Origin of the sequence: Micromonospora sp. NPDC049204 (genome assembly GCF_040647935.1) — a bacterium.
Classification (GTDB): Bacteria; Actinomycetota; Actinomycetes; order Mycobacteriales; family Micromonosporaceae; genus Micromonospora.
Map to the genome: position 1 here is coordinate 207,393 of NZ_JBEZDC010000004.1, position 25,204 is coordinate 232,596.

General features: G+C 69.7%; 29 protein-coding genes and 2 tRNA genes. 19 read left to right on the top strand and 12 right to left on the bottom strand.

Annotated elements, in window-relative coordinates:
- Window positions 1–162: 162 nt before the first annotated feature.
- A complete protein-coding gene (locus AB0A90_RS10065) occupies window positions 163–666 on the top strand; it encodes an ATP-binding protein (RefSeq protein WP_357244697.1) in 504 nt (167 codons plus the stop codon).
- Between the two features lie 210 nt (window positions 667–876).
- On the top strand, window positions 877–1,884 hold the full coding sequence (locus AB0A90_RS10070; protein WP_112623875.1) for a sugar phosphate isomerase/epimerase family protein: 1,008 nt from the start codon (window positions 877–879) through the stop codon (window positions 1,882–1,884).
- A 64-nt stretch (window positions 1,885–1,948) separates the two neighbouring features.
- On the opposite strand, the gene AB0A90_RS10075 is transcribed toward AB0A90_RS10070, so the two are convergent.
- A complete protein-coding gene (locus AB0A90_RS10075; RefSeq protein ID WP_357244700.1) occupies window positions 1,949–2,356 on the bottom strand; it encodes a hypothetical protein in 408 nt (135 codons plus the stop codon).
- Window positions 2,357–2,649: 293 nt separating this feature from the next.
- Between AB0A90_RS10075 and AB0A90_RS10080 the strand changes: the two genes are divergently transcribed.
- The 4 genes from AB0A90_RS10080 (at window position 2,650) to AB0A90_RS10095 (ending at window position 6,561) form a co-directional block, all read left to right on the top strand.
- A tRNA-Asn gene (locus AB0A90_RS10080) sits at window positions 2,650–2,722 on the top strand.
- 294 nt (window positions 2,723–3,016) lie between these two features.
- Window positions 3,017–5,134 (top strand): MMPL family transporter, encoded by a 2,118-nt coding sequence (locus tag AB0A90_RS10085; RefSeq protein WP_357244703.1) that lies wholly within the window; start codon window positions 3,017–3,019, stop codon window positions 5,132–5,134.
- Window positions 5,124–6,362: an NAD(P)/FAD-dependent oxidoreductase gene (locus tag AB0A90_RS10090; RefSeq protein WP_357244706.1), complete on the top strand. Its 1,239-nt coding sequence runs from the start codon at window positions 5,124–5,126 to the stop codon at window positions 6,360–6,362. Before AB0A90_RS10085 ends, AB0A90_RS10090 begins: the two co-directional genes overlap by 11 nt.
- A gap of 122 nt (window positions 6,363–6,484) precedes the next feature.
- Window positions 6,485–6,561, top strand: a tRNA-Ile gene (locus tag AB0A90_RS10095).
- A gap of 14 nt (window positions 6,562–6,575) precedes the next feature.
- Here the strand turns inward: AB0A90_RS10095 and AB0A90_RS10100 are convergent.
- Window positions 6,576–6,812, bottom strand: coding sequence for a hypothetical protein (locus tag AB0A90_RS10100; protein WP_357244709.1), 237 nt, complete (start codon window positions 6,810–6,812; stop codon window positions 6,576–6,578).
- Between the two features lie 75 nt (window positions 6,813–6,887).
- Between AB0A90_RS10100 and AB0A90_RS10105 the strand changes: the two genes are divergently transcribed.
- Entirely contained in the window at window positions 6,888–7,322 is a 435-nt protein-coding gene (locus AB0A90_RS10105; RefSeq protein WP_357244710.1) for a VOC family protein, read from the top strand.
- Window positions 7,323–7,514: 192 nt separating this feature from the next.
- Here the strand turns inward: AB0A90_RS10105 and AB0A90_RS10110 are convergent, their stop codons facing one another.
- The 3 genes from AB0A90_RS10110 to AB0A90_RS10120 all read right to left on the bottom strand — a co-directional run bounded on the left by AB0A90_RS10110 (window position 7,515) and on the right by AB0A90_RS10120 (window position 9,579).
- The gene (locus tag AB0A90_RS10110; RefSeq protein ID WP_357244712.1) at window positions 7,515–7,949 is read right to left on the bottom strand and encodes a hypothetical protein; all 435 of its coding nucleotides are present in this window, start codon (window positions 7,947–7,949) and stop codon (window positions 7,515–7,517) included.
- Between the two features lie 89 nt (window positions 7,950–8,038).
- Window positions 8,039–8,599, bottom strand: a complete 561-nt coding sequence (locus AB0A90_RS10115; RefSeq protein WP_357244714.1) for an AAA family ATPase — start codon at window positions 8,597–8,599, stop codon at window positions 8,039–8,041.
- Between the two features lie 737 nt (window positions 8,600–9,336).
- Complete coding sequence (locus tag AB0A90_RS10120; RefSeq protein WP_357244715.1) at window positions 9,337–9,579, bottom strand: hypothetical protein; 243 nt, start codon at window positions 9,577–9,579, stop codon at window positions 9,337–9,339.
- 215 nt (window positions 9,580–9,794) lie between these two features.
- On the opposite strand from AB0A90_RS10120, the gene AB0A90_RS10125 reads away from it, so the two are divergent.
- On the top strand, window positions 9,795–10,037 hold the full coding sequence (locus AB0A90_RS10125; protein ID WP_357244717.1) for a hypothetical protein: 243 nt from the start codon (window positions 9,795–9,797) through the stop codon (window positions 10,035–10,037).
- 27 nt (window positions 10,038–10,064) lie between these two features.
- Here AB0A90_RS10125 and AB0A90_RS10130 read toward each other — a convergent pair whose 3' ends face one another.
- Together AB0A90_RS10130 and AB0A90_RS10135 are read right to left on the bottom strand one after the other, a co-directional pair.
- Complete coding sequence (locus AB0A90_RS10130; RefSeq protein WP_357244719.1) at window positions 10,065–11,249, bottom strand: helix-turn-helix domain-containing protein; 1,185 nt, start codon at window positions 11,247–11,249, stop codon at window positions 10,065–10,067.
- Window positions 11,246–11,395 carry a hypothetical protein gene (locus AB0A90_RS10135; protein WP_357244721.1) on the bottom strand — a complete coding sequence of 50 codons (150 nt, stop codon included), beginning with the start codon at window positions 11,393–11,395 and terminating at the stop codon, window positions 11,246–11,248. The genes AB0A90_RS10130 and AB0A90_RS10135 overlap by 4 nt, the downstream gene beginning before the upstream one ends.
- A 197-nt stretch (window positions 11,396–11,592) precedes the next feature.
- On the opposite strand from AB0A90_RS10135, the gene AB0A90_RS10140 reads away from it, so the two are divergent.
- From AB0A90_RS10140 to AB0A90_RS10150, 3 genes are all read left to right on the top strand, one after another.
- Window positions 11,593–12,441, top strand: coding sequence for a helix-turn-helix transcriptional regulator (locus AB0A90_RS10140; protein ID WP_357244723.1), 849 nt, complete (start codon window positions 11,593–11,595; stop codon window positions 12,439–12,441).
- The gene (locus AB0A90_RS10145; RefSeq protein ID WP_357244724.1) at window positions 12,431–12,619 is read left to right on the top strand and encodes a DUF397 domain-containing protein; all 189 of its coding nucleotides are present in this window, start codon (window positions 12,431–12,433) and stop codon (window positions 12,617–12,619) included. Before AB0A90_RS10140 ends, AB0A90_RS10145 begins: the two co-directional genes overlap by 11 nt.
- Window positions 12,620–12,743: 124 nt before the next feature.
- Window positions 12,744–13,418 (top strand): hypothetical protein, encoded by a 675-nt coding sequence (locus tag AB0A90_RS10150; RefSeq protein ID WP_357244726.1) that lies wholly within the window; start codon window positions 12,744–12,746, stop codon window positions 13,416–13,418.
- A gap of 36 nt (window positions 13,419–13,454) precedes the next feature.
- Here AB0A90_RS10150 and AB0A90_RS10155 read toward each other — a convergent pair whose 3' ends face one another.
- Entirely contained in the window at window positions 13,455–14,513 is a 1,059-nt protein-coding gene (locus AB0A90_RS10155) for an NAD(P)-dependent alcohol dehydrogenase (RefSeq protein ID WP_357244728.1), read from the bottom strand.
- Between the two features lie 115 nt (window positions 14,514–14,628).
- Here AB0A90_RS10155 and AB0A90_RS10160 point away from each other — a divergent pair, with 115 nt between their 5' ends.
- Window positions 14,629–15,432 (top strand): helix-turn-helix transcriptional regulator, encoded by an 804-nt coding sequence (locus AB0A90_RS10160; protein WP_357244730.1) that lies wholly within the window; start codon window positions 14,629–14,631, stop codon window positions 15,430–15,432.
- 22 nt (window positions 15,433–15,454) lie between these two features.
- Here AB0A90_RS10160 and AB0A90_RS10165 read toward each other — a convergent pair whose 3' ends face one another.
- Together AB0A90_RS10165 and AB0A90_RS10170 are read right to left on the bottom strand one after the other, a co-directional pair.
- Window positions 15,455–15,910, bottom strand: a complete 456-nt coding sequence (locus AB0A90_RS10165) for a hypothetical protein (RefSeq protein ID WP_357244732.1) — start codon at window positions 15,908–15,910, stop codon at window positions 15,455–15,457.
- A gap of 83 nt (window positions 15,911–15,993) precedes the next feature.
- Complete coding sequence (locus AB0A90_RS10170) at window positions 15,994–16,752, bottom strand: TetR/AcrR family transcriptional regulator (protein ID WP_357244734.1); 759 nt, start codon at window positions 16,750–16,752, stop codon at window positions 15,994–15,996.
- Window positions 16,753–16,868: 116 nt separating this feature from the next.
- Between AB0A90_RS10170 and AB0A90_RS10175 the strand changes: the two genes are divergently transcribed.
- Together AB0A90_RS10175 and AB0A90_RS10180 are read left to right on the top strand one after the other, a co-directional pair.
- Window positions 16,869–18,062 (top strand): DUF418 domain-containing protein, encoded by a 1,194-nt coding sequence (locus tag AB0A90_RS10175; RefSeq protein ID WP_357245187.1) that lies wholly within the window; start codon window positions 16,869–16,871, stop codon window positions 18,060–18,062.
- Between the two features lie 131 nt (window positions 18,063–18,193).
- The gene (locus AB0A90_RS10180; protein WP_357245189.1) at window positions 18,194–18,910 is read left to right on the top strand and encodes a uridylate kinase; all 717 of its coding nucleotides are present in this window, start codon (window positions 18,194–18,196) and stop codon (window positions 18,908–18,910) included.
- Here the strand turns inward: AB0A90_RS10180 and AB0A90_RS10185 are convergent.
- On the bottom strand, window positions 18,907–19,611 hold the full coding sequence (locus AB0A90_RS10185; RefSeq protein ID WP_357244736.1) for a TMEM175 family protein: 705 nt from the start codon (window positions 19,609–19,611) through the stop codon (window positions 18,907–18,909). The genes AB0A90_RS10180 and AB0A90_RS10185 overlap by 4 nt on opposite strands.
- A 219-nt stretch (window positions 19,612–19,830) precedes the next feature.
- Here AB0A90_RS10185 and AB0A90_RS10190 point away from each other — a divergent pair, with 219 nt between their 5' ends.
- Window positions 19,831–20,394 (top strand): hypothetical protein, encoded by a 564-nt coding sequence (locus tag AB0A90_RS10190; protein ID WP_357244738.1) that lies wholly within the window; start codon window positions 19,831–19,833, stop codon window positions 20,392–20,394.
- A 10-nt stretch (window positions 20,395–20,404) separates the two neighbouring features.
- Here the strand turns inward: AB0A90_RS10190 and AB0A90_RS10195 are convergent, their stop codons facing one another.
- Window positions 20,405–21,391, bottom strand: a complete 987-nt coding sequence (locus AB0A90_RS10195) for an AraC family transcriptional regulator (RefSeq protein WP_357244739.1) — start codon at window positions 21,389–21,391, stop codon at window positions 20,405–20,407.
- Between the two features lie 430 nt (window positions 21,392–21,821).
- On the opposite strand from AB0A90_RS10195, the gene AB0A90_RS10200 reads away from it, so the two are divergent.
- From AB0A90_RS10200 to AB0A90_RS10215, 4 genes are all read left to right on the top strand, one after another.
- Window positions 21,822–22,640, top strand: coding sequence for a hypothetical protein (locus AB0A90_RS10200; RefSeq protein ID WP_357244741.1), 819 nt, complete (start codon window positions 21,822–21,824; stop codon window positions 22,638–22,640).
- Window positions 22,637–23,047, top strand: coding sequence for a lasso peptide biosynthesis protein (locus AB0A90_RS10205; RefSeq protein ID WP_357244742.1), 411 nt, complete (start codon window positions 22,637–22,639; stop codon window positions 23,045–23,047). The genes AB0A90_RS10200 and AB0A90_RS10205 overlap by 4 nt, the downstream gene beginning before the upstream one ends.
- Window positions 23,048–23,610: 563 nt before the next feature.
- The gene (locus AB0A90_RS10210; protein ID WP_357244744.1) at window positions 23,611–24,537 is read left to right on the top strand and encodes an AraC family transcriptional regulator; all 927 of its coding nucleotides are present in this window, start codon (window positions 23,611–23,613) and stop codon (window positions 24,535–24,537) included.
- A gap of 173 nt (window positions 24,538–24,710) precedes the next feature.
- Window positions 24,711–25,202: a YcxB family protein gene (locus AB0A90_RS10215; RefSeq protein ID WP_357244746.1), complete on the top strand. Its 492-nt coding sequence runs from the start codon at window positions 24,711–24,713 to the stop codon at window positions 25,200–25,202.
- Window positions 25,203–25,204: the final 2 nt, after the last annotated feature.

The following is a 25,204-nucleotide window of genomic DNA, read 5'->3' on the forward strand; positions in this document are numbered from 1 at the left end:
GCGCCGATCTTGCACTTTCTGCCGGGACTCATGCCCACAATGCCGACTTTTCGGCGACACAAAGTGCAAGATCGGCGCGGCGTCGGGTGGGGTCGGGTGGGGTGTGCGCGTTCCGGTGACGCGGGAGACCGGGGCGCGGGCGACTGCCGTACCTTGACCTGCATGGGGCGGTTCGCGCAGTGGCGCGGGATGGTGCTGGAGCAGGGGCATCGGCTGCGCGGTGCGCTTCGGCGCCCGGAGGAGCTGGACGACCCGTTCGATCCGACGGGCAGTCTGAACCGCCTCGACGCGCTGGTGGAGGGCTTCGCCGCCGGTCAGCCGGTGCGGTGGAGCCTGGCCGGTCAACCCCGGCCGCTGCCGGGACCGGTCGACGCGGTGGCCTACCGGATCATCGAGGAATCGTTGACGAACGCGGGCCGGCACGCTCCCGGCGCGCCGGTCGCGGTCCGCCTGCGCTACGACGCCGCGGGCATCACCATCGAGGTCCGCGACGAGGGCGCCCGCCCCCTGCCGTCCGGCGGTGGCAGCCAGGACGCCGGGCGGGGTCTGCTCGGGGTACGCAGGCGCGCGGAACGCCTCGGAGGCACGTTGTCCGCTGGCCCGCGCGCCGGTGGCGGCTTCACCGTACGGGCCGCCCTGCCGGCGCCCGAGGAACTGGCCGAATGATGATCGCCCCGCAGGGCTTTCGCAATCGGGTGCCACGGAAATAGGGTGGGGGCGGCGACCGTGCTGGTGGCCGGTGACCCGGTGGGAGGCGCAACCCGCCGGGCCCAGGTGCGTCCGCACCCACCGGTGACCGCTCGGTGCCGCGTACGTCCGGTCACCCTCGCCCCGGTCCGCACCTGGAATCCCCCATGACAACAGGGGAGATGAACAATGGCGCGACCCATCACGCTCTTCACCGGCCAGTGGGCCGACCTGCCTTTCGAGGAGGTCTGCCGGCTCGCCTCCGAGTGGGGCTACGACGGTCTGGAGATCGCCTGCTGGGGCGACCACTTCGAGGTCGACAAGGCGCTCGCCGACGACTCGTACGTCGAGCGCAAGCGGGAGACCCTCGCGAAGCACAACCTTGAGGTCTTCACGATCTCCAACCACCTCGTTGGTCAGGCGGTCTGCGACCACCCGATCGACGAGCGGCACCAGGACATCCTGCCGGGCCGGATCTGGGGCGACGGGGAGCCCGAAGGGGTTCGTCAGCGGGCCGCCGAGGAGATCAAGGACACCGCGCGGGCGGCGGCGAAGCTCGGAGTGAAGACCGTCGTCGGCTTCACCGGCTCGTCGATCTGGCACACCCTGGCGATGTTCCCGCCGGTGCCGCCGGCGATGATCGAGCGCGGCTACCAGGACTTCGCCGACCGGTGGAACCCGATCCTCGACGTGTTCGACGAGGTCGGGGTGCGGTTCGCGCACGAGGTCCACCCCAGCGAGATCGCGTACGACTACTGGACGACCAAGCGGACGCTCGAGGCGATCGGCAACCGGCCCGCGTTCGGGCTGAACTGGGATCCGTCGCACTTCGTCTGGCAGGAGCTGGACCCGGTGAACTTCATCTTCGACTTCGCCGACCGGATCTACCACGTGGACTGCAAGGACGCGAAGGTGCGCACCGGCGACGGCCGGCGTGGCCGGCTCGCCTCGCACCTGCCCTGGGCCGACCTGCGCCGCGGGTGGGACTTCGTCTCCACCGGCCACGGCGACGTGCCCTGGGAGGACTGCTTCCGCGCGTTGAACGCGATCGGCTACACCGGCCCGATCTCGGTCGAGTGGGAAGACGCCGGTATGGACCGGCTGGTCGGCGCCCCGGAGGCGTTGCAGTTCGTCCGCCGGCTGGCCTTCGACGCACCGAGCGCGGCCTTCGACGCGGCGTTCAGCAGCAAGGACTGACCGCACGTCGGACAGACCACGGGCCGGTCGCCCTGCGGCGACCGGCCCGTCGACGTGCGATTGGTCAGAGCGTGCTGGCGTTCGTGCCCGAGCCGGACGGCTTGGTGCGGGGGTTGTTGGTGGACGACGGCGACCCGGAGGTCGTGCCGACCGTGCTGGTGCCCGCCTTGGCGCCCACGGTGGCGGGCGTGCCGGCGAACGCGTCGTCGGCGGCGGTCAGCTCCTGCGTACCGGTGCTGCCGTTACCGGTGCCCAGCTTCTCGCCCAGTTTGGTCTGGCCGAGCTTGTCCTTGCCCTCGCTGTAGAGCTTGTTGGCCTGGGCCTGCGCGACCCCGGCCGCCTCCTGGACGGTCGGGTGGTCGAGCACCTTGCGGCCCCGAACAACGAGCTCCTCGTACTTTTCCCGGCCGGCACGGGCGCCCAGGACGAATCCCGCAGCCAGCCCGCCAAGAAACATGATCTTTCCGCGCATGGCGGCTCCTTCCGTACCTGACGCGCCGTCGCCCCGGCGAGTTGCCCCGTCGGAAGGCGACCTGTTCGCGCCTGCGTCCTCTGTCCGCAGCTAACTACCCATCCTGCTCTCCGCTCAAGCATGCTTGTGCCGGGATGGCGATTTACCCCGATTGTCAATGCGTCGCGGGCCGTGACCTGTGCACCTTGATCATCGGCGGGTGCGGCGGAACCCACTGGACCGCAACCGGGGGATGTCCTGTATTCTTTTCCCGTCGCACGGCACCGGGGTGATCCGGGGCGCGCGGTGCACGATCCCCTGTAGCTCAATTGGCAGAGCAGCCGGCTGTTAACCGGCAGGTTATTGGTTCGAGTCCAATCGGGGGAGCTTCTCCACCCAACGCTCGTCGGCCTGATGCCGGCGGGCGTTCTCTTCGTACCACCCTTCGCCCTCTCCGCCTGTGCGCAGGGGTCGGCGTTCGAGACAGCAACTTCGGGGATGTTGCTGCCTCCCGCGTGCCTGAGGCAGCAACATCCCCGAAGTTGCGCCGATCTTGGTGCGGGGTGCGGGGCGGAATGAGGGGTTTGGCCCGCTAGGGGCCTCCGTGGCCGGCAGGATGGTCGATGTCGACTGAGGCTTTCGCTGCGTCGATTGATGCGTCGACCCCTGGGGTGAGTGCGGATGTCCGGACGTGGCGGCAGGGCCACGCTGATCGCGGTGGCGGTCGTGCTGGCCTGGCTGGTGATCGGCGGCGTGGCCGGGCCGTACGCCGGGCGGCTCAGCGAGGTCGCCACCAACGACAACGCCGCCTTCCTGCCCGCCGACGCCGAGGCGACCCGCGCCCAGGACCTCACCGGCGACTTCGTCGACAGGCAGACCATTCCGGCGCTTGTCGTCTACGAACGGCCGACCGGGATCACCGACGCCGACCGGCAGCGGGTCAGCGCCGACGCCGCCCGGTTCGCCCAGGTGCCCGGCGTGCTCACCCCATTGCCCCCACCCATCCCGAGCCAGGACGGCCAGGCCCTCCAGGTCGTCGTACCGGTGGACGACGCCGAGGGGGAGGAGATCGGCTCGGTCGTCGACCAGCTCCGCGACATCACCGGCGGGGACCGGGACGGGCTCACCGTGGACGTCTCCGGGCCCGCCGGCCTCCTCGCCGACCTGATCAAGGTCTTCTCCGCCATCGACGGGCCACTGCTGCTGGTCACCCTGGTGGTGGTGCTGATCATCCTGTTGGTGGTCTACCGCAGCCCGGTGCTCTGGGTCTTTCCGCTGCTCGCCGCCGGCATGTCGTACGCCCTGGCCTCGGTCTTCGTCTACCTGCTCGCCGACGCCGACGTGGTGAAGCTCAACGGGCAGGCGCAGGGCATCCTCACCGTGCTGGTCTTCGGTGCCGGCACCGACTACGCGCTGCTGCTGATCGCCCGCTACCGGGAGGAGTTGCACCGCCACGCCCGACCGTGGGACGCCATGCGGACCGCGTGGAAGGGCGCCGCGCCCGCCATCATCGCCTCCGGCGGCACCGTCATCGTCAGCCTGCTCTGCCTGCTGCTGTCGAGCCTCAACTCCAACCGGGCGCTCGGCCCGGTCGCCGCCATCGGCATCGCCGCCACCCTGTTGGTGATGCTCACCTTCCTGCCCGCGCTGCTGGTGCTCGGCGGCCGGTGGTCGTTCTGGCCGCGACGCCCCCGGGAGGACCAGGCCGACCCGCGCGCCGAGCACGGCATCTGGAGCCGCGTCGCCGGCTTCGTGGCCCGCCATGCCCGACCGATCTGGCTGAGCACCGCAGTCGTGCTCGCCGTCCTCACGTTGGGGCTCACCCAGCTCGGTGCGACCACGCTCGGGCAGTCCGACCTGTTCACCCAGCGCACCGACTCGGTGGACGGCCAGGAGGTGATCTCCCGGCACTTCCCGGCCGGCACGGGCAGCCCCGCCACCATCTTCACCACCGAGCGGACCGCCCGGCAGGTCGCCCGGGTGGCGCAGGGCGTACCCGGCGTCGCCGACGTCCGCCCCCGCACCGCCGGCCCACAGACCGGCCCACCCAACCCGAACGCCGCCCCCAAGGTCGTCGACGGACGGGTGCAACTGGAGGCCACCCTGGCCGACCCACCCGACAGCGACGGGGCCGAGCGGACCATCCGGGAGCTGCGGGTGGCCGTACACCAGGTGCCCGGCGCGGACGCGGTGGTCGGCGGCTTCACGGCGATCAACGTGGACACCTCCGACGCCGCGAAGCGCGACCAGAACGTCATCATCCCGGTGGTGCTGGTGGTCATCGCGGTCATCCTGGCCCTGCTGCTGCGAGCGCTGCTCGCCCCGCTGCTGCTGATCGGCACCGTGCTGCTCAGTTTCGCGGCCACCCTCGGCCTCTGCGCGCTGCTGTTCCGGCACGTGTTCGACTTCCCCGGGGTGGACTCGTCGTTCCCGCTGTTCGCGTTCGTCTTCCTGGTCGCCCTCGGCATCGACTACAACATCTTCCTGATGAGCCGGGTCCGGGAGGAGTCGCTCAAGCGCGGCACCCGCGCCGGGGTGCTGGCCGGTCTCGCCGTCACCGGCGGCGTGATCACCTCTGCCGGCATCGTGCTCGCCGCGACCTTCTCCGCCCTCGCCGTCCTGCCGCTGGTGATCCTCGTCGAGTTGGGTACGGCGGTCGCGATCGGGGTACTGATCGACACGATCATCGTCCGGTCGCTGCTGGTGCCCGCGCTCGCGTACGACATCGGGCCGAAGATCTGGTGGCCGGGCCGGTTGTCCCGGACGAACGGTGAGCGGGAGGCGCGCGATGCTGGCTGAGACGGACGTGGTCATCGTCGGCGGTGGCCTCGCCGGCCTCGCCGCCGCCCGCCGGCTGCACCGCGCCGGCGTGCCCTGGCGGCTGCTGGAGGCCAGCGGCCGACTCGGCGGCCGGGTCGCCACCGACGTCGTCGACGGCTACCTCATCGACCGGGGCTTCCAGGTGCTCAACACCGCCTACCCGCAGCTCGGCACGCTGCTCGACACCGACCGGCTGCACCTCGGGTACTTCACCTCCGGCGTGCTGGTGCGCAAGGGCGACGACCTGCTGCGGCTGGTCAACCCGGTGCGGGAGCCGACCGGCGCCCCCGGCACCGCGCTCGCCGGAATCGGCACCCTGCTCGACCGGCTGCGCTTCGCCGCGCTCGCGACCGGCTGCGCCACCCTGCCGGTGTCCCGGCTGCTCAGCGCCCCGGAGACCAGCGCCGAGACGGCGCTGCGCCGGGCGGGCCTCTCCGACGCGATCATCGAGGAACTGTTGCGGCCGTTCCTGTCCGGTGTGTTCATCGACCGGGAGCTGGCCACCTCCAGCCACGTCCTCGCGATGGTGTTGCGCTCCTTCGCCCGCGGCCGCATCGGCCTGCCCGCCGAGGGCATGGCCGCGCTGCCCAGGGCCATCGCCGACCCGCTCCCTGCCGACCTGCTCGACCTGGACACCCCGGTCGCGCAGGTCGCGCCCGGCCGGGTCCGCACCCAGGCCGGCGACATCACCTGCCGGGCCGTCGTGGTCGCCGTCGACCCGCCCGCCGCGCCCGCGCTGCTGCCGGCCCTGGCGACGGTACGCATGCACAGCTACACCACCTACTACCACAGCGCACCGGAACCGCCGCTCACCGAACCGATCCTGCTCGTCGACGGCGACCGACGGGAGATCGTGGCGAACACGGTGGTGCTCAGCAACGCCGCGCCGACGTACGCGCCCGCCGGACGGCACCTCGTGGCCACCTCGGTGGTCGGCCCGACCGCCCCACCCGAGCCGGCCATCCGGGCCGAGTTGACCCGGCTGTACGGCCGATCCACCGCCGACTGGACCCACCTCACCACCGTGGCCGTGCCGCAGGCGCTGCCTGCCGCACCGCCACCGCAGGGACGGCTGCGCAAGCCCGTGTCGTTGGGGGAGGGCCTCTTCGTGGCCGGTGACCACCGGGACAGCCCATCGATCCAGGGCGCTCTCGCCAGCGGCTGGCGCGCGGCCGGCGCCGTGCTTGAGGAGCTGCGCGCCGGCTGACCGGCGTACCCGAGCACGCTGTTATATTCCTGTAGCCCATCGTGCTGGCGCAGGCGTGGGCACCGGCCGGCACGGTGCTGGCTGCTGATCGCCGAGCGGGATAAGATCCGGCGCGGTGTTTCGGGGCGGTAGCTCAGCCGGTTAGAGCAGGGGACTCATAATCCCTCGGTCGCGGGTTCGAGTCCCGCCCGCCCCACCAGCCGTTCTCCCTGGTCAGCCATGCTGCTGACGACCCGGGCGAACCGCTTCGAGGTCTGGCCCGACACCCTCGGTCCGCACTGAGTCCGCAGCAGCACGACCCGCCGCCCGGTCGAGGCGGTCGGCCACCTGGTCCAGGTCGTCCTCGAAGAGGTCCGCGTACACGTCCAGCCGAGCAATCCAGGGCCAGCTCCACGGTGTGTGGGTCGGCGGCAGACGGAATGGCAGCAGCGTCGGGAGGCTCGTGCGCATGGTGCGTACCCTGCTGCCTAGCTGACCGGACAGTGGAGGCTCGATGGTTGCCAACGACCTGGTTAGGGTGAAGCCATGAAGTCGATCAAGAAGTTCCAGGTCACTTTCGACTGCAAGGAGCCTGGGCGCGTCGCTCGATTCTGGTGCGAGGTGTTGGGGTACGTCTTGCCGCCACCACCGAAGGGGTTTGCCAGCTGGGAGGACTACAACCTCGCCCTGCCGTCCGAGCAGCGGGACGCATGGTCGGCGTGCATCGACCCCACCGGCGTCGGCCCGCGACTGTTCTTTCAGCGCGTCCCAGAAGGCAAAGTCGTAAAAAATCGCGTACATCTCGATGTGCGGGCCGGCGCCGGGCTCGTGGGCGCCGAGCGTCTGGCCGTACTTGAGGCCGAAGGCGCACGGCTGATCGCGCTCGGCGCGACACCTGTGCTGCTGCAGCATGCCGATGAGGAGAACGAGTCCTGCTACACGCTGCAGGACATCGAAGGCAACGAGTTCTGCCTCGACTGAGTGCCGCACATGCCGGCTTCGCAGTGTGAGCAGTCCGCATCTGGTCCGCAAGAGGTCGGCGGACGGCGGGGGAGTGGTGTGAGATGTTGACAGGTGTTTCCGCTGGTAGACCGCCGGGTGCCCAGGTCGGTCGCGGGTTCGAGTCGAGCAGCAGGTGCGGCTCTGCCGCACCCGACGGGCTCGCCGGACGTCCTAGCTGGGATTGTTCCGTAGCTGCTCGTGGAGCTGGCCGACGGTATTGACCACCGCGACGAAGTCGAACGCCTCAATTCGATCGACGTCGAAACTGCCCGTGACGATCGGCGGTGGCGCGTAGGCGTAGATCTGGCTGGCGTCCAGGTGAAGCCCGCGCCGGTGGTATGCGGCCATGGCGAGGGGGCCCAGGAGGTACCTGTCCTGGCCACCCTCGGTGTCCAATTCGGCGGTCAGGTCGGCGCCTGAGTCCCACCCCCGTACGAGCTGCCCTTCGAAGGTGTTGAGGAACCACCACGACCCGTCGGCAGACTCAAGGAACACGTCGCCGAACAGTGAGGTGAACCGCGGAGCCTTGCCGGCGAGATCCAGCCAGGCCCATGACTCCAACGCCCGAGCGTATTGCTGCTCACTGAACTGCTTGGTCAGCTCCACCGCGCCATTGGATCATGAGGCCGCTCGGGTTGCCAATCAGCCGTGGCGGCAGCGAACTGGGCCAGGTCGCGCAGCCGCAGCGACGACCGTCAGTAGCAGTCTTCAGGTCTCGCCAGGACAGTGCCTGAGCTACCCCCGGTAGCTCGGAGGACGATCTGCTGGGCTGCTTGGGCGGGCGTGAGGTGCGTGGTGTCGACGACCTCGGCCTCGGCATGCAGCCACGTGCGGGCCGCCTCGGCGTAGGGCTCAAGGTAGGTGAGGCGGAACGGGGAGGGGACGGGGTGTTCCCCCTCGATACGCCTGCGGAGGGTGTCCTGGTCAGCGTGGAGGACGAAGTGCCTTACCGGTACGGCGTGCTGGGCGAGGCCCCCGCTGATTTCGCGCCAGTACTGCTCCACCAGGACGGTCATCGGCATCACCAGCGTGCCGCCGGTGTAGTCGAGCACGCGGCGGGCGGTCTCGACGACGAGCTGCCGCCACGGCGGCCAGTGCTGGAAGTTGTCCGTCTCGGGCAGCCCCGGCCTGATGTCCATGAGTGTCTCGCCGACCTTCTCGGCGTCGAATACCCGTGAATCCGGGATCAGTTGCTGCACGAGCGCACTGGTCGTCGTCTTGCCCACGCCGTGGGTGCCGTTGAGCCATACGATCACGGGGCACATTAACGCGGGTGAGCAACCGGGCGACGTGATGGACGGGATCCTGAGGCGGGACGATCGCCGTCGGGGTCGCTGGCTATCGAGGGCAGAGCGATCGCCGCCGCGCAGCAGAGCTGCTTGCCCGCGGACTCTCGTGGGTACCGCCGGCGGCCGATGACGACGAGATAATCCCTCGGTCGCGGGTTCGAGTCCCGCCCGCCCCACATCTCCCAACCGGCAGCGCCGTAGAAATAAGTGGCTATGTCGTGTCCCAAGATCCGCCGCGTCCGCTGTCACGTGGCCGGTGCCTGATGAGGCCGAGCGCGAGGAGCACGAGCGCCAAGCCCGCAAGCATCCACGTTGTTGCGGGTCCGAACGCGCCGACGAGCCGGCCGAGGTATCCCACTGCGAGTAACAGGAAGAAGAGTCCGGCGTAGAGGAACCACAGTCCCGCATCGACCGACCGCCTCCACCGTCTCCGGGCAAAAGGCGACATGCGGCCAGTCAGCAGGAGACGAACACCGTAGCCGGCAAGGACCAGACCGCCGATGCCCAACAGCATCTGAAAGAAGGTTCGGGGGTCCACAGAGCTACCTCTACCCGGGAACCTGGTGGGCAACCAGGTTGAGGCAAGGCCAATCCGTCTCGACAGCAGCGCAGTCCGCGTCCAACCCGCAAGGTATCGATGAGTGACGGGGGATCGGCACCCCGCCCGCCGGTCAGGTTTGGTACAGCACCGCCCGGTAGCCCCACTACGCCGCGACGATCAGCACCGCGATCCCCGCCGCCAACGGCCACCAGCGACCACGCGGACGGGCGAGGGCGACGACGACTGTCGCCGCATACAGCACCGCGACGACAGTCGTCCAGAGCGTCGCGGCGGACACCCGATCGGCGATCCGGCAGCCGGCACGCGCGGGCAGGACGGTCGCGCAGATGTCATAGCGCGGCACGGCCAACCACCAGAAGCCCGCCACGGCGATCGCCGCTATCACGGTGGCCGCCGCGAGCCCAAGCCACGAGCGGATGCAACCCGAGGACCGAAGAGGAGATCGAATGAGTACGCGACCACGTCGATCCCGACGCTGGCCATGGTTCGCGCTGGGTGTCGTCGGGGTTGAGCACCGTCCCGCCAGATTTCCGTGATCGGATGCACTGTCATCAACACGAGCGCGCAGTCCCGAGGTTGGTCAGGGCGCGGGGTCCCGTGATGAATGCGAAGATCTTCCAGATGAAGCCAGCCAAGAATCCGTGGTGGCAGACAGCAAAGACGCCGAAGCAGGCTTTCGTCAGGGGAGGCGTCTGGCTCTTCCTGGCCACTGGGTGGATGGTCGTGGCCAGCGGAGACCCCACGCCGTGGCGTTGGGCATTTGCTGCACTGTGGGCGGTCGTCGGTGTGGGTTACCTGGTGTCGGCCGTGTTGCTCTGGCGACGGCAGCGCGGCTCGGGATAGGGCAGGGCCAGCAGCCGCGGTTCTTCACTACCGCGTCAATCCGATGGTCGCGGCCAGCCGAGCCACGTCGGCCGCACCGGGTCCGGCGCGGAACACGGCGGTCAGCGCTGCCCGGGCTACGGGGCGAATTCGTGTCTCCCAGGTGGCGATCCGGTCGGCGGCGACCAGCGCCCGGCCGGCGGAGCGCGGGTCGCCGAGGTCCAGGTAGGCGTGCGTGATGTCGATCAGGTGAGCGGCCCGGTGTTCGGCGGGGAGCAGGTGCCAGGCGTTGCCGCCGATGACCCGTCGGTGGGTGGTCACGGCCGATTGGTGGTCGCCGGACCACATCGCGATCAGGGCGCGGGCGAGGTCGACAGGTGTGGGGCCGAATTCCACGCCGTCGCAGTCGTGCTGACGCTGGCCGTCGGCGAGGTGAGCCGCTCGCTGGGTGAGTTCGCCTGCCGCACTGGTGTCCCCGCCGACGGCGGCGGCGAGCGCCGCTTCGATCAACAGGGTCCCGGTTACGCCGGCCCGGCGGGCGTGGGCCGGTGCCAGGTCCAGTTGGTGTACGGCGGCGACGGCGGCCGTCATCGCCAACCGGCCGCGCCCCAGGGCTCGCAGCGCCTGCGCGAGAGAGATCGCCGCGAGGCCGGCACGCAAAGGGTCGCCGGAGGCGGCGGCCATCGCCCGATCGGCGGCCAGCCAGGCGAGATCCGCCTCGCCGAGCTTGACCAGCACCTGGGCGGCGAGCCGGTATACCCGTACCAGCAAGTCGGCCGTGTCTCCCGGGTGTGTGCGGCTGTCGTCGAGCAGGTCGGGCAGCAGGCGTAGCACCTGGGGAAGGTGACCGTTGCGGTACGCCGTCCACGCGTACCCCGCTTGGGCGTCGAGTTGGGCCAACGACGGCGCCGGCCGGCCGGCGGCGGGTAGGTCGTAGCGGGCCAGCGCCGCGCGGAGGCGTTCCACGTCGCCTCCGGTGTCGGCGACCGGCTGGCGTGGGGCCTTGCCCGCGAGCAGGACGTCCGGGGCGACGCCGAGGGCGGCGGCGACCGTCTCGATCACCGAGAGCCGATCGAGGGTACGCACTCCTCGCTCGACCTTGTCCACCCAGCTCTTCGACCTGCGGATCCGATCGGCGAAGACCTGTTGGCTCATGCCCCGACGTGCTCGCAGCTCCGCCATCCGCCGCCCGATCGGCGGCTCGTTGCCGTTGCGGCGGTAGGGCTCGGTCATCGCTCCCGCCCCGGCGACGGCTCGATGGCCTCGGTGGATTCCCCGCAGCGCGGGCACCATCGCGACTTGACCCGGAAGGCGAGGAGCCCGAGCAGGAAGCCCGGCACCAGGCCGCCGAACACGATCGACACGACTGCAGAGGCCATGCGCACGCTCGCTTTCTGATGAGGCCGGAGGCCGGCAGGTCGCGACGTCCGCAGCTCACGCTGTGGTGAGTTTCCGTCGCCGACAGTCATCAGAGTTGCGCATCATGTGATGCAAGGCAAGGCAAGGGGCATGATCGACACGCCGAGCACATGCGTCAGGGCATGGCGACATGCGAGTCAGGGCGCAGAATCACGACATGCCTCGATTTACGCCAGCGACACCGCGCTCTCGGCGGCTGGGCCGGGAGCTACGCAAGCTCCGCGAAGCGAAGGAGCTGACCGGCGAGGCCGCGGCGGCGATCGTGGACTGCTCACCGTCGCGGATCAGTCGGATCGAGTCGGGTGAGATCAGACCTCGGGTCGGTGACGTGATGGAGTTGCTCGTCGCGTACGGCGTCAAGATCGACGAGGAGCCGGGGACCTCGCTGCTCGACCAGGCGCGCGGTCTGCGTGAGGACGGCTGGTGGCAGCGTCTCGGTGGCAAGTACGCCACCTACATCGCGTACGAGATCGAGGCCGTTGAACTGAAGAACTTCGAGCCGATGCTCGTGCCCGGTCTACTCCAGACCGAGAGCTACGCCCGCGAGGTCAACGTCATCGGCCGGGAGACCGACCCGGAGACCATCGACCAGCGGGTTTCCGCCCGGATGACCCGGCAGGAGGTGCTGCGTCGGCAACCGACTCCGCTGCGGATGCACGCCATCCTCTCCGAGGCGTCGGTTCGCACCGAGGTCGGCGGCCCGGATGTGTTGCGTGAGCAACTCGATCACCTGGTCACGCTCAGTCGGCTGCCGAACGTGACGATCCAGGTGCTGCGCTTCGAGGCCGGCGCCCACCTGGCGGACAGCAGCGGCTTCGCCCTGCTCAGCTTCGAGCGGGACGAGCCGCCACTGGGCTACATCGAGACCCTGGCCGGCGAGCTGTTCCTTGAGTCGAGTCGCGACCTGGCGCGGCTGTCGGCGGCGTACGACAATCTGAAGACGCTGGCGATGTCGCCCGCCGAGTCGATCACATTCGTCAAGGAGCTGAGCAAGCATGGAACGTGATGCCTGGCGCACGTCGAGCCGTTCCGGCAGCAACGGCCAGTGCGTGGAGGTGCGCGACCGGCGTGTCCAGGTCGATGTCCGCGACTCCAAGTCGCCCGATGCCGGGATGCTGAGCTTCGCGCCCGCCGCCTGGGACGCGTTCGTCGGCACGATCAAGGGGAACGTCTGCCGCCCCTGACCCACCGGGACGGTGGCGTGGTTCAGGGCCTGCGGGTCACGGTTCCCTCTCCTTGATCCTCACCTGCCGCCACAGGAAGAACAAGACTGTTTCTTCGTCCGCGATGTCGGCAGTCTTTCGTGGCATGGGCGCTGACAACCAAGCTGTAGATCTCGCTCGCCGTCTGTCCCATGTGCGGTGGCTCGGCGGGGGCACCGGGTCAGGCAAGAGCACTCTCGCCCATGCCCTGGCCGCGCGCTACGACGTGCTGATCTACGACGGCGACCGCGCGGAGCGCAGCTACGTCAGCCGGTGCACCGCGCACGAGCAGCCGTACCTCTGGGCGTTGCTGCACGCCTCGCCCGCGCGGAATTGGAACAGCCGTAGCGCCCAGGAGATCTTCGAGTCGATGCCGAGCCTGCACGGGGAGACGTTCGGGTTCGTGGTCGACGACCTGCTCGCGATGCCCGCTGAGCGTCCGGTCGTGGTCGACGACTTCCGTACGCTGCCCGGCGAGGTCGCTCCGCTGCTGACCTGGCCGGAGCAGGCGGCCTTCCTGCTGCCCACGCCGCGCTTTCGGGATCGGGCACTGCGGTCCCGGTTCGCCGACGCCAGGAGAGCCCACGCGAACTGGGGAGACAGCGACCACAGCGAGGCGCTCGCGCTGCGACTGGGTCGCGACGAACTGTGGGACGCCGAAGTCCGCCGCCAGGCCGTCGAGTTGCACCTGCCGGTGGTGTCCGTCGACGGTTCGCGTGACAGTGGCGACCTTGTCGATGACCTCGCAGCCCGGTTTCGGCTGGGCCAGCCACGCCAGTGACCCGTGCGTGGCGGATTCGGCCGCCACGCACACCCGTCATCGGACCTCGATGATGACCTTTCCGAACGGGCTGGCCGACTCATAGTGCCGGAACGCCGCGCCGGCTTGTTCGAACGGGAACGCACGGCCGGTGACGGGCCGAAGCTGGTGCGCGGTGATGACCTCGTTCAGCTTGACGAACTGGGCGTGACTTCCGACTGCCAACGCCCGGACCGTCGCGGCGACACCGAACAGCAGGCGGGGGTCGACCGGTGGACACTCACCCGAGAGGGACCCGACGAACGCCACGTGTCCGTTCACGGCAAGCGACTTCAGCGACTGCTCCAGCATGCCGGCGGTGTCGACGACCCGGTCGACCCCTCGCCCGCCGGTGATGTCGCGGACCGCGGCATGCCAGTCGGGAACGGCGCGATAGTTGACGACCTCGTCCGCGCCCAGGTCACGAAGGCGCTGCTCCTTTTCGACCTGGCCGGTCGTGGCGATCACTTTCGCACCGAGAAGCTTGGCCAGCTGAACGGCGAACAGTGATACGCCGCCCGATCCGGTGGCCAGCACCGTGTGCCCGGGCTGGATCCCGGGGCCGTCCCCGGTCAGCGCGTTCCAGGCGGTGACGGCAGCGCACGGCAGCGTCGCGGCCTCGGCGTAGGAGAGGTGCTCGGGGACCGGGACGAGGGCCTGCTCGGGCAGGAGGGCGATCTCGGTGAGCATGCCATCGAGGGAGCCTCCCAGTTGTGGCAGGTACGACGGTTCCAGGGGACCGTCCAGCCAGTGCGGGAACAGCGCGGCGGTGACCCGGTCACCCGGTCGCACCAGCTGGACACCTGGCCCCACGGCAATCACCTGCCCGGCACCCTCGGAGACGGGGACGACGTCCGGTTTGACCGGCAGCACGTACTGCCCCCGCAGCACCAGCAGGTCGCGGAAGCTGAGCGAGACGGCGTGGACCGCGACCGCGACCTCGCCGACACCCGGCGGGATCGATGTGTGGGTACGGAGCTTCAGGCCAGTAATCCCATCGCCGCTGTTCACGCGGTAGCTGCGCACGGACGGCGGCAGTATCCGGTCGGTGCGGTTCGTCAGGTCGATGTCAGCCATGCTGATCCCTCGGTCGTGGACGATCAGTGCGACCACGACTCTTCTGCGCCGCATGCGCCGCGACAATTCCCCGGAGGGAATCGCCATCCGGCGCGGCACCCGGTACACCTGACGAATGATGACCGAATCCGCGAGCGGCGGACTCGCGGCGGCGTTGCGTACCTGGCGCACCCGACGACGCGTCAGCCAACTCGAACTGGCGGTGCGGGCCGGCACCACACAACGGCACGTCAGCTTCATCGAGAGCGGACGCTCGATCCCCGGCCGGGCGATGATCATACGGCTGGCCGAATCGCTGGAGATGCCGATCCGCGAGCGCAACGAACTGCTCCTCACCGCCGGATTCGCGCCCGCGTACCCACAGCACGACCTGGACGACCCCCACCTGGCGCCGATCCGAACCGCCCTCGAACGCGTGCTGCACGGCCACCTGCCGTACCCGGCCGTGATCGTCGACCGGCACGGCGACCTCGTCTCCGCCAACGCCGGCTTCCACCTGATCACCCGGGGAGTTGACCCACAGCTCCTCACCCCACCGGTGAGCGTCCCCCGGGTCCTGCTGCACCCCCGCGGTCTCGCACCCCGCATCGTCAACCTCGACGAATGGGCCTGGCACGTCATCGACAGCGTCCGCGCCGAGAGCGTCCGCAACCCGAGCAACCGGCTCCAGCGCCTCGCCGAGGAACTCGTCGACCTGGTGCCTCCGCGGCCACGACAACTCTCGCCACATCACCTCGGGTTCGCGGTGCCGCTGCACCTGCGCACGAGCGGCCCGGAGAACCGGGAACTGCGGCTCATCACCACACTCACCCACTTCGGCACCGCCACCGACGTCACCATCGCCGAACTGCGGCTGGAGGCATTCCTCCCGGCCGACGAGGCCACGAGCGCCGCACTGGCCGAACTCGTCAGGTGGTAGACACCATCCGCCAGCCGGGGCCTCAGCCGAGGTGCAGCAGCAGGACCTGGTCGTCGCGGAGGTCGGAAATGCTGTCGCGCAGCAGCGTCAGCCCGTCGAGACCGGCGGTGCCGCTCTCCTCGAACTCCATTCCCATCTCATCGAAATGGGCGGTCAACTCCTCCGCGCGGTGCCTGGCGGGGTCGAGCTGATCCAGGAATTGCCGGTGGCCTGGCGTGATCAACACGGTGAAGCCGAGCACGCTGTTGATGGCATTCGACTCCGCATCGAACTCCGACTGCTGTAGGTCGACGCCGCGCTCCTCCAGATAGGTCAGGACGTACAGCATGCAGTACCCGGACCAGTCGTACTCCTGGCGCGCCGGGCTCCCGTGCTCCGTGAGGTGCGAGTGGAGCGACGATGACGATGTGGCGGCCAGGCGGGCCAGCTCGGTGACGCTGTCCCTGGGGACCACGGTCAGTGACGTGATCGCGGACATCAGACCCCCTGTCGTATGCCGGGCAGGCTACCGGGAGGGGGTGACACGCTTCGGACCCCAGGGACGACCCACATCGGTTCGGTTCAGGAGTCGGAGCCTTCGATGCGGACGGCGATGCCGTCGAGGATCAACTCCAGCCCGAGGGAGAAGTCCGCGTCGGCGATCGTCGCGTCGGGAGTGTCGGACGGTGGCGCCTCGAACAGGGGCGAGGAGAACAGGCGGGCCGTCTCGGGGAAGCGGGCGGGATCGACGAGCCGGGTCAGCGCCCGGCCGTATTCGCGTTCGGCGTCGGCCTGCCCCTGGCCTTCGGCCCTACCCTCGGCGAGTTCGCTGTACTGGCGTACGGACTGGGCCACATAGCCGCTGATCAGGGACAGCGCGCCGATCTTGTGTGCCCAGTCCAGGTGGGTGTGGGACATGATCGCCAGTGCGGCCTCCATCCAGGCGATCTGGTTCGGCCCGGCGGGCGGCCCGGAGGCGGGCACACGCGTCAGCCACGGCCGACGCTGGTACACCGAGCGCTGCGCGAAGGCCCAGCGGCGCAGCCCTTCCCGCCAGTCGCTGGTGTCGAGTCGTGGTGGTGGACCGAGTGCGGCGTTGGCCATGAGGGTGAGCAGTTCGTCCTTGGATCCGACGTGACGGTAGAGCGACATGCTCGTGAAGCCGAGGCTCTCGGCGACCTTGGGGAGCGTCACGCCGCCCAGCCCGTCGCGGTCGGCGATCGTCACCGCCGCGGCGACGACCATGGTGACGTCGAGGGCCGCGGGCCGCCCGAGCCGCGACGACTCTGGCATCCCCCACAGCCGGCGCAGTGGCGCTGGAACGAAGTCCTCGCTGGTCATGGGCTCTCACGTTCGCCCCGGACGGTCACCGCACCATCATGCCAGACGCAATTAGTGTACGTGTGATACTTTCTGCCTGAAACTAAATCAGGCGAGCGGGGGAGACGAACGTGAGCATGCACACCGCGGTGCGGACATCGAGAGGACCGGTGCTGCGCACCGAACGCGCCCTCGCCCCGGACCTGGCCCGAGGAGCGATGCTGCTGATCATCGCCCTGGCCAACGTCGTCGGAGTCGTCTTCGCCGGCGAGCCCGGTCTCGACGCCACCCCCGAGGGCGTCGACCGTGGCCTCAACCTCCTGCTCTTCGAACTTGTCCATGCCCGCGGATATCCGGTCTTCGCCGTGATGTTCGGCTACGGACTCGTCCAGCTCGCCCGCCGCCAGGAGGCCTCCGGTGCCACGCCGAAGCAGGTCCGCTCCGTGCTGTTACGCCGTAATCTCTGGCTCGTCGTGTTCGGTTTCGCGCACGCCGCACTGCTGTACTACGGCGACTTCCTCGGCGCGTACGGGATCGTCGGGATCGCGATGACCCTGCTCCTCCTGCGCCGCAGCGACACGTTCCACCGGATCGCGCTGGTGCTCTGGGCGCTGGCGACAGTCGAGGTGCTGGTCATCGGCGCCATCGTGGTCAGCGCCATCCTCGGCGCCTCGGGCTCGTCGGCGCCGCTGCCGTCGACCCACGTCGACTCCCTCGCCGCGCCCGGGTACGCCGCAGCCGTGCTGGACCGCCTCGGCGAATGGCCGGTGCACACCCTTACCGTCCTGCCCTTCATCATGATCGCCTGGCTGGGCATGTGGGCCGCTCGCCGTCGCGTCCTCGAGGAACCGGCCCGCCACCGGACCCTGCTCACCTGGACCGCCATCCTCGGTCTCGGCCTCGCCATCGCCGGAGGACTCCCGGCCGCCCTGGTCAGTGCCGGATGGCTGCACGTCGACGAGTCGGCCGCCAGTCTGGCGTTGCTGCTCCACGGTGCCAGCGGCATGTTCGCCGGACCCGGCTACGTGGCCGTCTTCGGCCTGATCGCCATGCGAGCCACGCGGTCTGGCCGTGTCGTCGGCGCACTCTCCGCCCTGGGGCAGCGGTCCCTGTCGGGGTATCTCTTCCAGTCCGTGGCCTGGCTCGTCCTTCTGGCACCCTTCACGCTCGCCCTCGGCGACCGTTTCGGCAGCCCCACGGTGACCGGCCTGATCATCGCGGTCGCCGTCTGGCTCGCCACCGTGCTGATGGCCCGTCAGCTCGACAGGCGCGCGCGACCCGGTCCCGCCGAGGTCGTCCTGCGCCGCCTGACCTACCGGCCCCGGACGTGATGTCCGCACCGTGGCCGGGCCGCCGCCGGCGTACGACAATGTGCGGACGTCGGCGCGGTCGATCACGCAGGACAGCCCGACCGCGAAAAACACCGGGGGAGTACGCCAACCTGACCCAGCAGGAGGTTCACCTGGTGCACGGCACGCGCGGTGAGTTGATCGAGCGCCTCGCTGAGGCGGTCGGGTCGGTCGTGGTCGCCCACCCGACCCGGGTCGCCGTCGACGGACCACCCGCTGCCGGCAAGACCACCCTCGCCGACGAGTTGGCGGTCGCCCTGCGCGAACGGGGCCGCGACGTCATCCGCGCCACGATCGACGATTTCGTCCACCCCCGGGCACAGCGCTATCCGCGCGGCGAGTACTCGGCCGAAGGTTGCTACTACGACACCCACGACTACGACGCCCTGAACCGGGTCCTGCTGGATCCGCTCGGCCCGCGCGGAGATCGACGCTTTCAACACGCGATCTACGACCATGCCGCGGATGCTGTGCTGTCTCCGCCGGTCAGGACTGCCCCGGCGGCCGCCGTGCTCGTCTTCGACGGCGTCTTCCTCCTGCGCCCGGAACTGATCGATCGGTGGGAGCTGCGCATCTTCGTGTCGACGGCACTGGAGAGGACCGTGGATCGTGCCGTGAGACGCGAGCGCCTGGTGTCACCTCGGGCGGCCGTCGAACGACGCTGGCGCGAGCGTTACATCCCCTCCCAGCAGCTCTACTTCGCCGCGGCTCGCCCGGCCGAGCACGCGGACATCGTCGTACACAACGACGAGCCCGAACTGCCGGCCTGGGAGATCGCCAGACGTCTCACGAGCCCGCCGATCGGCCCGCTGGATCCACCCCCGCCCTAGGGGTCGCCGGGACTCTGTTCGCGGGTGCGCCTGATGCTGGCGACCTCACCCCTGATGGGCAGCCAGTAGAAGGGGATGAACGCGGTGACCACGACGAGGCCCACGACCGGATGGAGAGCGCCCAGCGCGGTTCCGGCGGCGATCCAGACGGGCGCGGGACGGAACCGTCTGCTGATCGCCCAGGCGGTGTCGTTGTCGGTGGTGGAGGTGAGCAGGCGCCGGCCAGACCTGGCGTACTCCCAGATCACGTTGAAGAGGAGGGCGGCCACCTCGTAGGTGGCCCCGTAGAAGATGAGTGCCGTTGTCTTGCCCTCGCCGGACTCGAACGCGTGGGCCAGGAGGGACGAGGCGAACGGCAGGAACGCGATCACCATCAGCAGCAGGGTGTTGAGCAGGAGCAGCATGCGATCGGCGGAGCGGATGTGATCGAACATGACGTGGTGATTCACCCACATCTGCCCGATCAGCAGGAACGTGATCGCATAGGCCACGTAGGAGGGCCACAGCTCGATGAGGCCGCGAAGGAGGTGCGCAAAGTCCTCCGGCGGGCGGATCTCCAGGACGAGCAGGGTAACGGCGATGGCAATGACCGCGTCGCTGAACGAGATGACCCGCTTCGGGTCTCGCTCGGCGCCGATCGGGTTGCTGGACCTGGTCGGGTCCTTCCTGGAGGCGCGGCGAGCCGCGCGAAACCAGCGCATGAGCCTCCCCCAACTTTCCGGTGCCGCCGGTTTCCCACCGCCGCGGGACCCAAACCGCCGGGAAACCGCCTGCCGTCGGGGTCCGGCCCCCGAGTCGCGCTGCGGCCCGGCCGGGAGGCGAGTGCCCATGGCACCGGCGTCCGCACCGCGGGGCACCATGTCTGCCGGACGCATGGTTGTCTGGATTCCGGCGTCAGAAAACACGTGGGGGAGCACACCGTGACCGAGCCTTACCAAGCCCAGCAGCCGCAGTCGCCGTACCAGCCGGGCGGCCCGGTTCACCCGCCACAGCAGTACCAGCCCCACCCGATCGGGCAGCAGGACCCCGGGTCGGGTCAGCCCGGCCACCTGCCATCGCCGCCGGCCGGCGCATCAGGGCGCAAGCCGCTGCTGCTCGCGGGCGTCGCCTTCGTCGCCCTCCTGATGCTCGTGGCCGCCGGCGTCACCGTGTACGAGGGGTTCATCAAGGAGGACTCCGGGCTCGCCGCCTGCAAGCGGCTGGCCGAGGGCAAGAGCCCGGACGGCAGCGTCAAGGGCTCCGGCGACCTCAAGCTCACCGAAGCCGAGTATCGGCAAACGCGGGAGGTGTTCGAGGACTCCCGGTACGAGGACATTCGCAAGCACGGCACCACGCTCATCGACATCGCCTGGCGGATCTCGCAGCTGCCGAAGGGGCAGGAGTCGGATGCGTTCGGGTTGCTCACCGCGGCGGGCACCGCGTGGACGGGGCTCCAGACGGCCTGCGCCGACCAGGGTGTGCTCATCAAGACGAACGTCGAGTAGCGTCGCCGAGTCAGCTGTGCAGGGAGTCGCTGGGCGACTGGCCGTGCGCCGCTCGATAGTCGGCGGCGAACCGGCCCGTGTGTGGGTAGCCCCAGCGGTGCGCGATCTCGGCCACGGTGGTCCCCTGGGTCGGATCGGCCCCGAGCAGGTCCTGGTGGGCCCGGTCCAGCCGGGTGCGCCGCAGGTACGCCATCGGAGTGGTCCCCAACTGGCGGCGGAACGCCGCCCGGAGGGCGCGGGGCGTGACGCGGGCCGCCTCGGCGATCTGGGCAGCGGTGATCGCTTCGTCGGAGTGCGTCTCGATGAACGACACGGCACGGCGGACCGGGCCGGCGGGCAACGGGACGGCCTCGACCCGGTGCGACATCGTCATCGCGGAGTTCGCGAAGACGGCGAGCGCGGCCGAGGCGACCTGGTCGATCGCGGCACCGACCACGAGCGGACTGCGGAGCGGCTCCGACGGCCCGTTGAGAAGGTCATAGAGGTGAAGCGTGGTGCTGTGCCAGAACTGACCCATCTCCCTGGAGACTGGCGTGATCGCCTCGAACCGAAAGTCGACCGGATCGATGCCCGTCCGCTCGGTGGCGGCCTCGGTCACGGTGCGCAGGTCCAGGTTGACGCTGTAGATGTCGAAATCCCGGCAGATGTTGGTGAACGGGCGGCCGGTCGGGTTCAGGAGCACCTCGCCGCGACCGGTCCGCGTCTCGTCCCGCCCATCCCGTGTGTCGACCTGCCCCTGCAGCACCGAGAGGAAGATCAGGTCGGTCAGTGGCTCGAAGAAATGACCCTCGATGTCCGCGCCGCACCGCACCCGACTCACCAGGACCGGCCCCGCCTCCACCGATTCCTGCTGATAGGTGAACTGCCCGGTGACGTTGTGTGACCGAAGTTCGATCCCCGCGCACTCCTGGCTGATCACGTCGTGCGCCCCCGAGACCTCACGGGCCTCGTACCTGCGCCGGATGGGCGTACCCACCGAATCATCGCCATGCTGCATGCCGGCTCCTCGTTGCCAAGCTGGGGCCGTCTGACACGTCTGCTTGGCGACGCGCGGATTGGTCGGAGTGCTTGGAATGTGAGGACGGTCCACTGTCCTCAACGACGGCAAGCGCCCGCCGACATGGGTAGAAACCTACCCGCCACAGCGACGACGGAAACCTTGCTGTCCATTATCCGCACGAGACAGGCCAGATAACGCCGACCAGAGGCACCAAAAGAGGCCGCTGCGGGCGGGACGTGGTAGTTCCGAGAGAGTGGATTTCCGCTATGGACCAGTCCGTACCACAGGCACCCGCCAGGCGGACGGCGCCGATCGTCCCGGACGGCCGAAACGCCGCGCCGAACACGCTCCGAGCCGGACCAGGCGCCGGGCGGGTAGTCGCACCCGGTGTCGGCCACGCGCCCGAGCGACACCAGGAGACGCACCCATGAGAACCGCCTACGGGCTGCACATCGAGGGACTCGACGAGGTCGTCGAACTGGACGCCGACACCTGCCCACCCGTGGGAAGCCGACCGGTGACCGTACGGCAGCGGCACGCCGTCCCACCGCCGCCCGCGCCGTTGAACGCCGACCGGATGGTCCGGATACTCGCCGACGGCCGTACCCTCGACGTGAACCGGGCCAGCGGCAGCGCCACCTTCTACGGGCCGCCGCTCGCCGCGGACCTGCTCGCCCACCCGTACCTCGCTCCGGTGGCCGTGGTGGTCAACCGATGGGCCGAGCGGGAGACCTTCCACGCCGGGGCGTTCGTCCACTCCGGACGTGCCTGGGTGGTGCTCGGTGGTCGTACCGCCGGCAAGAGCACACTGCTCGCGGCGCTCGCCGCCCGGGACGTGCCGGTGCTGGCCGACGACATCGTGGTCTGTGCGGCCGGCGACGTGCTCGCCGGTCCACGCTGCGTGGACCTGCGAGAGCCGATCCCCGGTCTCGGGTTGCCCACCCGGGTTGTCCGCGACGACAGCCGGCTTCGGCTCATCCTGCCCGCCGTCACGCCCCGCCTGCCGATCGGCGGTTGGATCTTCCTGCACTGGGGCGACCGGCTCGCGGTGACCCCGGTCGGTCCGGCCGAGGTGCTGGCCCGCCTCGTCGCCCGTCGATCCCTGCCCGAGCTGCCCTCCGACCCGAGCGCGCTGCTCGCGCTCGCCGCCCGGCCGGGTTTCGACCTGACCCGTCCCCGCGACTGGGCGGCCCTCGATGCCACCTATCGACTCCTTGGTGCCGCGCTCAGCGGGTCGCTGCCGTGACGACCAGCCCCCGCCGCACCCTGAATGCGCTGGCCCGGCTGATCCGTGGCCACGGGCCACGTGGTGTGGCCCTGGCGGCGTGGACGATGGTGGCCTGTCGGCGAGTACGGCGCCAGCTCGCCCGAGGCGGGCTGAGCGCGGTACGCCTCACCGCGCCCCCATCCGGCGGTAGCGACACGTTGGTCCGGCGGGCGCTGGGCCGCAGCGGGGGCAACTGTCTGGAGAGCGCGCTGGTGCGGCAGCGCTGGTTCGCCGAGCGGGGGGTGCCGCGGACCGTGGTGATCGGGGTCAGCGCGCCAACTGCCGGTTTCCACGCCCACGCCTGGCTCGACGGTGACCCCGACCCGCACCGGCACGGGTTGGCCGAGATTCTGCGGCATCCGGCGCCGTCGGCCTGGCTGCGCTGACCGTTGCGCAGCCAGCAGGATCGTCAGGGGGACCGGCCGACCGGGGTCGCATCGTCGCGGACCCCGATCGGCCGGCGATCGGGCCGACCCAGGGTGAGTGGCTCGGACAGCAGGGGGTAAAGCTGAGAAACGGGGATCGACGTTGCCGACTGAGTTGTCGGCAACCCGACAATCTTGCCCGGAAAAACGCGTAACCACATTGACACAGTCATGCTGCTCACTCCGGAGACTGCCTCGGCGCAGCCCGGAGACGCGGGATCGAACTCGATTGTTGCGTAGCAGCGAACCACCACGCGACCTGTAGTTCGTGAAATGGCCAGTCTTGTACCGGAATTGGATCGACTTGTCGGCTCGGCGTGTCGCAGCCGCGGAGGATGCCGCGGCAGCCGTCTGGAAGTCTCCGACAGGCCGTTGCGAACCACCGCGTGGCACGTTCAAACAGATCGGGCCGGATTGACGGCCGACGGAGGTGACGGCCCATGGCGTGGACGGGGAATGTTGACGGGCAGGAGCCAGTCAGCCGAGACGTCGTCGAGACTGACGACCCAGAAGAAGCACACCACGTGATCGCACTCCAGTACGGGGAACATCGAGTGCGGATCTCCGGACCCCCCGCGCGATTCCGCTACCGGCAGGCGACGTTGCGTGTCGAGGACCTGGAAATCGGTGAATCTCGATACACCATGCGCAATCGCGCCGAGTCGTTGCCCTATCGCGACTTCACGGCGGTGACAGTGGCGCACGGCCGGTACGCCGTCCGTACCGAGGACGACGAGTTGCGCCTCGGCCCCAACATGACAGGTCGCTACCCGGCGGTGGCTGGGGTCCACCTCATCGACGATCTGGCGGCCGTCTTCGTCCGGCTGCCGATGCAACGGGTCGCGGCGGCCGCCTCCGTCCGCACCGGCCTGCCCATTGCGAACTTCCGGTTCACCACGATGGCACCCCTGTCCCCGGCGATGGCCCTGCTCTGGCAGTCGGTGACGGCGTTCGCCCGGCGACAACTCGCCGTCAACGCGGTGACCGCCAGCCCACTGGCCCGCGCTGGCCTGGTGGACCTGCTGACGACCACCGCCGTCGCGGTGTTCCCGAACACCACGATGACCATCAACTACCTGCCCGGGCAGGCGGGCGTCGGCCGCGCGATCGTGCGGCGGGCCGCCGAGTTCATCGAGGCCCACGCCGCGTCACCGTTGACCGTGGGCCGGATCGCCGAAGCCTGCGAGGTCAGCCAACGCGCGTTACAGGTGGCGTTCCAGCGTTACCACGGGCAGACCCCGATGGCCTTCCTGCGCGCCGTCCGATTACGCCAGGCGCACTGGGACCTGCAACACGCCAAGCCGGGGCAGACCGTGGCGGAGACGGCCCGGCGTTGGGGCTGGACCCATCCCGGGCGCTTCGCCCAGGCGTACCGCGAGGCGTACGGCTGCCATCCCTACGACACTCTCCGCGCAACGAGCGCATCGGTGCCGGTGGAGCCCGGTCAGTGACGAACCCCGGCCGGCGGTGGACGGGGTTGGCTATCCGAACCGGTCGGCGAGCTTCGTCAGCTTGGCGACGTACGCCGGCCAGTCGTACCCGTCGGGGAGGTTGTCGCTCTTCCCTCGCCAACCAACCGCCCCGTCGAGCTGCTCGCGCATGATCCGGGCACTATCGTGCTGGCGTGCACATCCGTTTCGACGTCCCCGCCGATCCCGCCTACCCGGGCCGGGTGGCCGACGCGCTCAGCCGTGTACGCCTGCGCAGGTACGGCATCATCGGCGCAGTGCTGGTGGCGGTCGGGGCGATCGGCCTCGCCGTCTCGCGCGGCTCCGACCGGGCCGACCAGATCTCGCCGCTGTGCGTGACCCTGGTCGTGGCCGGCCTGCTGTCGATGCTGTACTCGCCGTGGGTGCGGTGGCGTGCCCGGCGACGCTCCAGCGGTTACGCGGTCGAGGGTGCCTACGACATCACCGACAACAACATCATGATGCGCAGCGGCTCGCAGTCCAGCGGCATCGCCTGGGACGGGGTAACCCAGGTGAAGGAAACTCCCGAGTTCTGGATCGTGTTCGTCGGGCGGATGCCGGCGACAGTCATCCCCCGTCGCCTGATGTCCGCCGAGGACGACGAGACGCTGCGGGCCTACCTGGCCACACGTGATCTGCTCCAGTGACC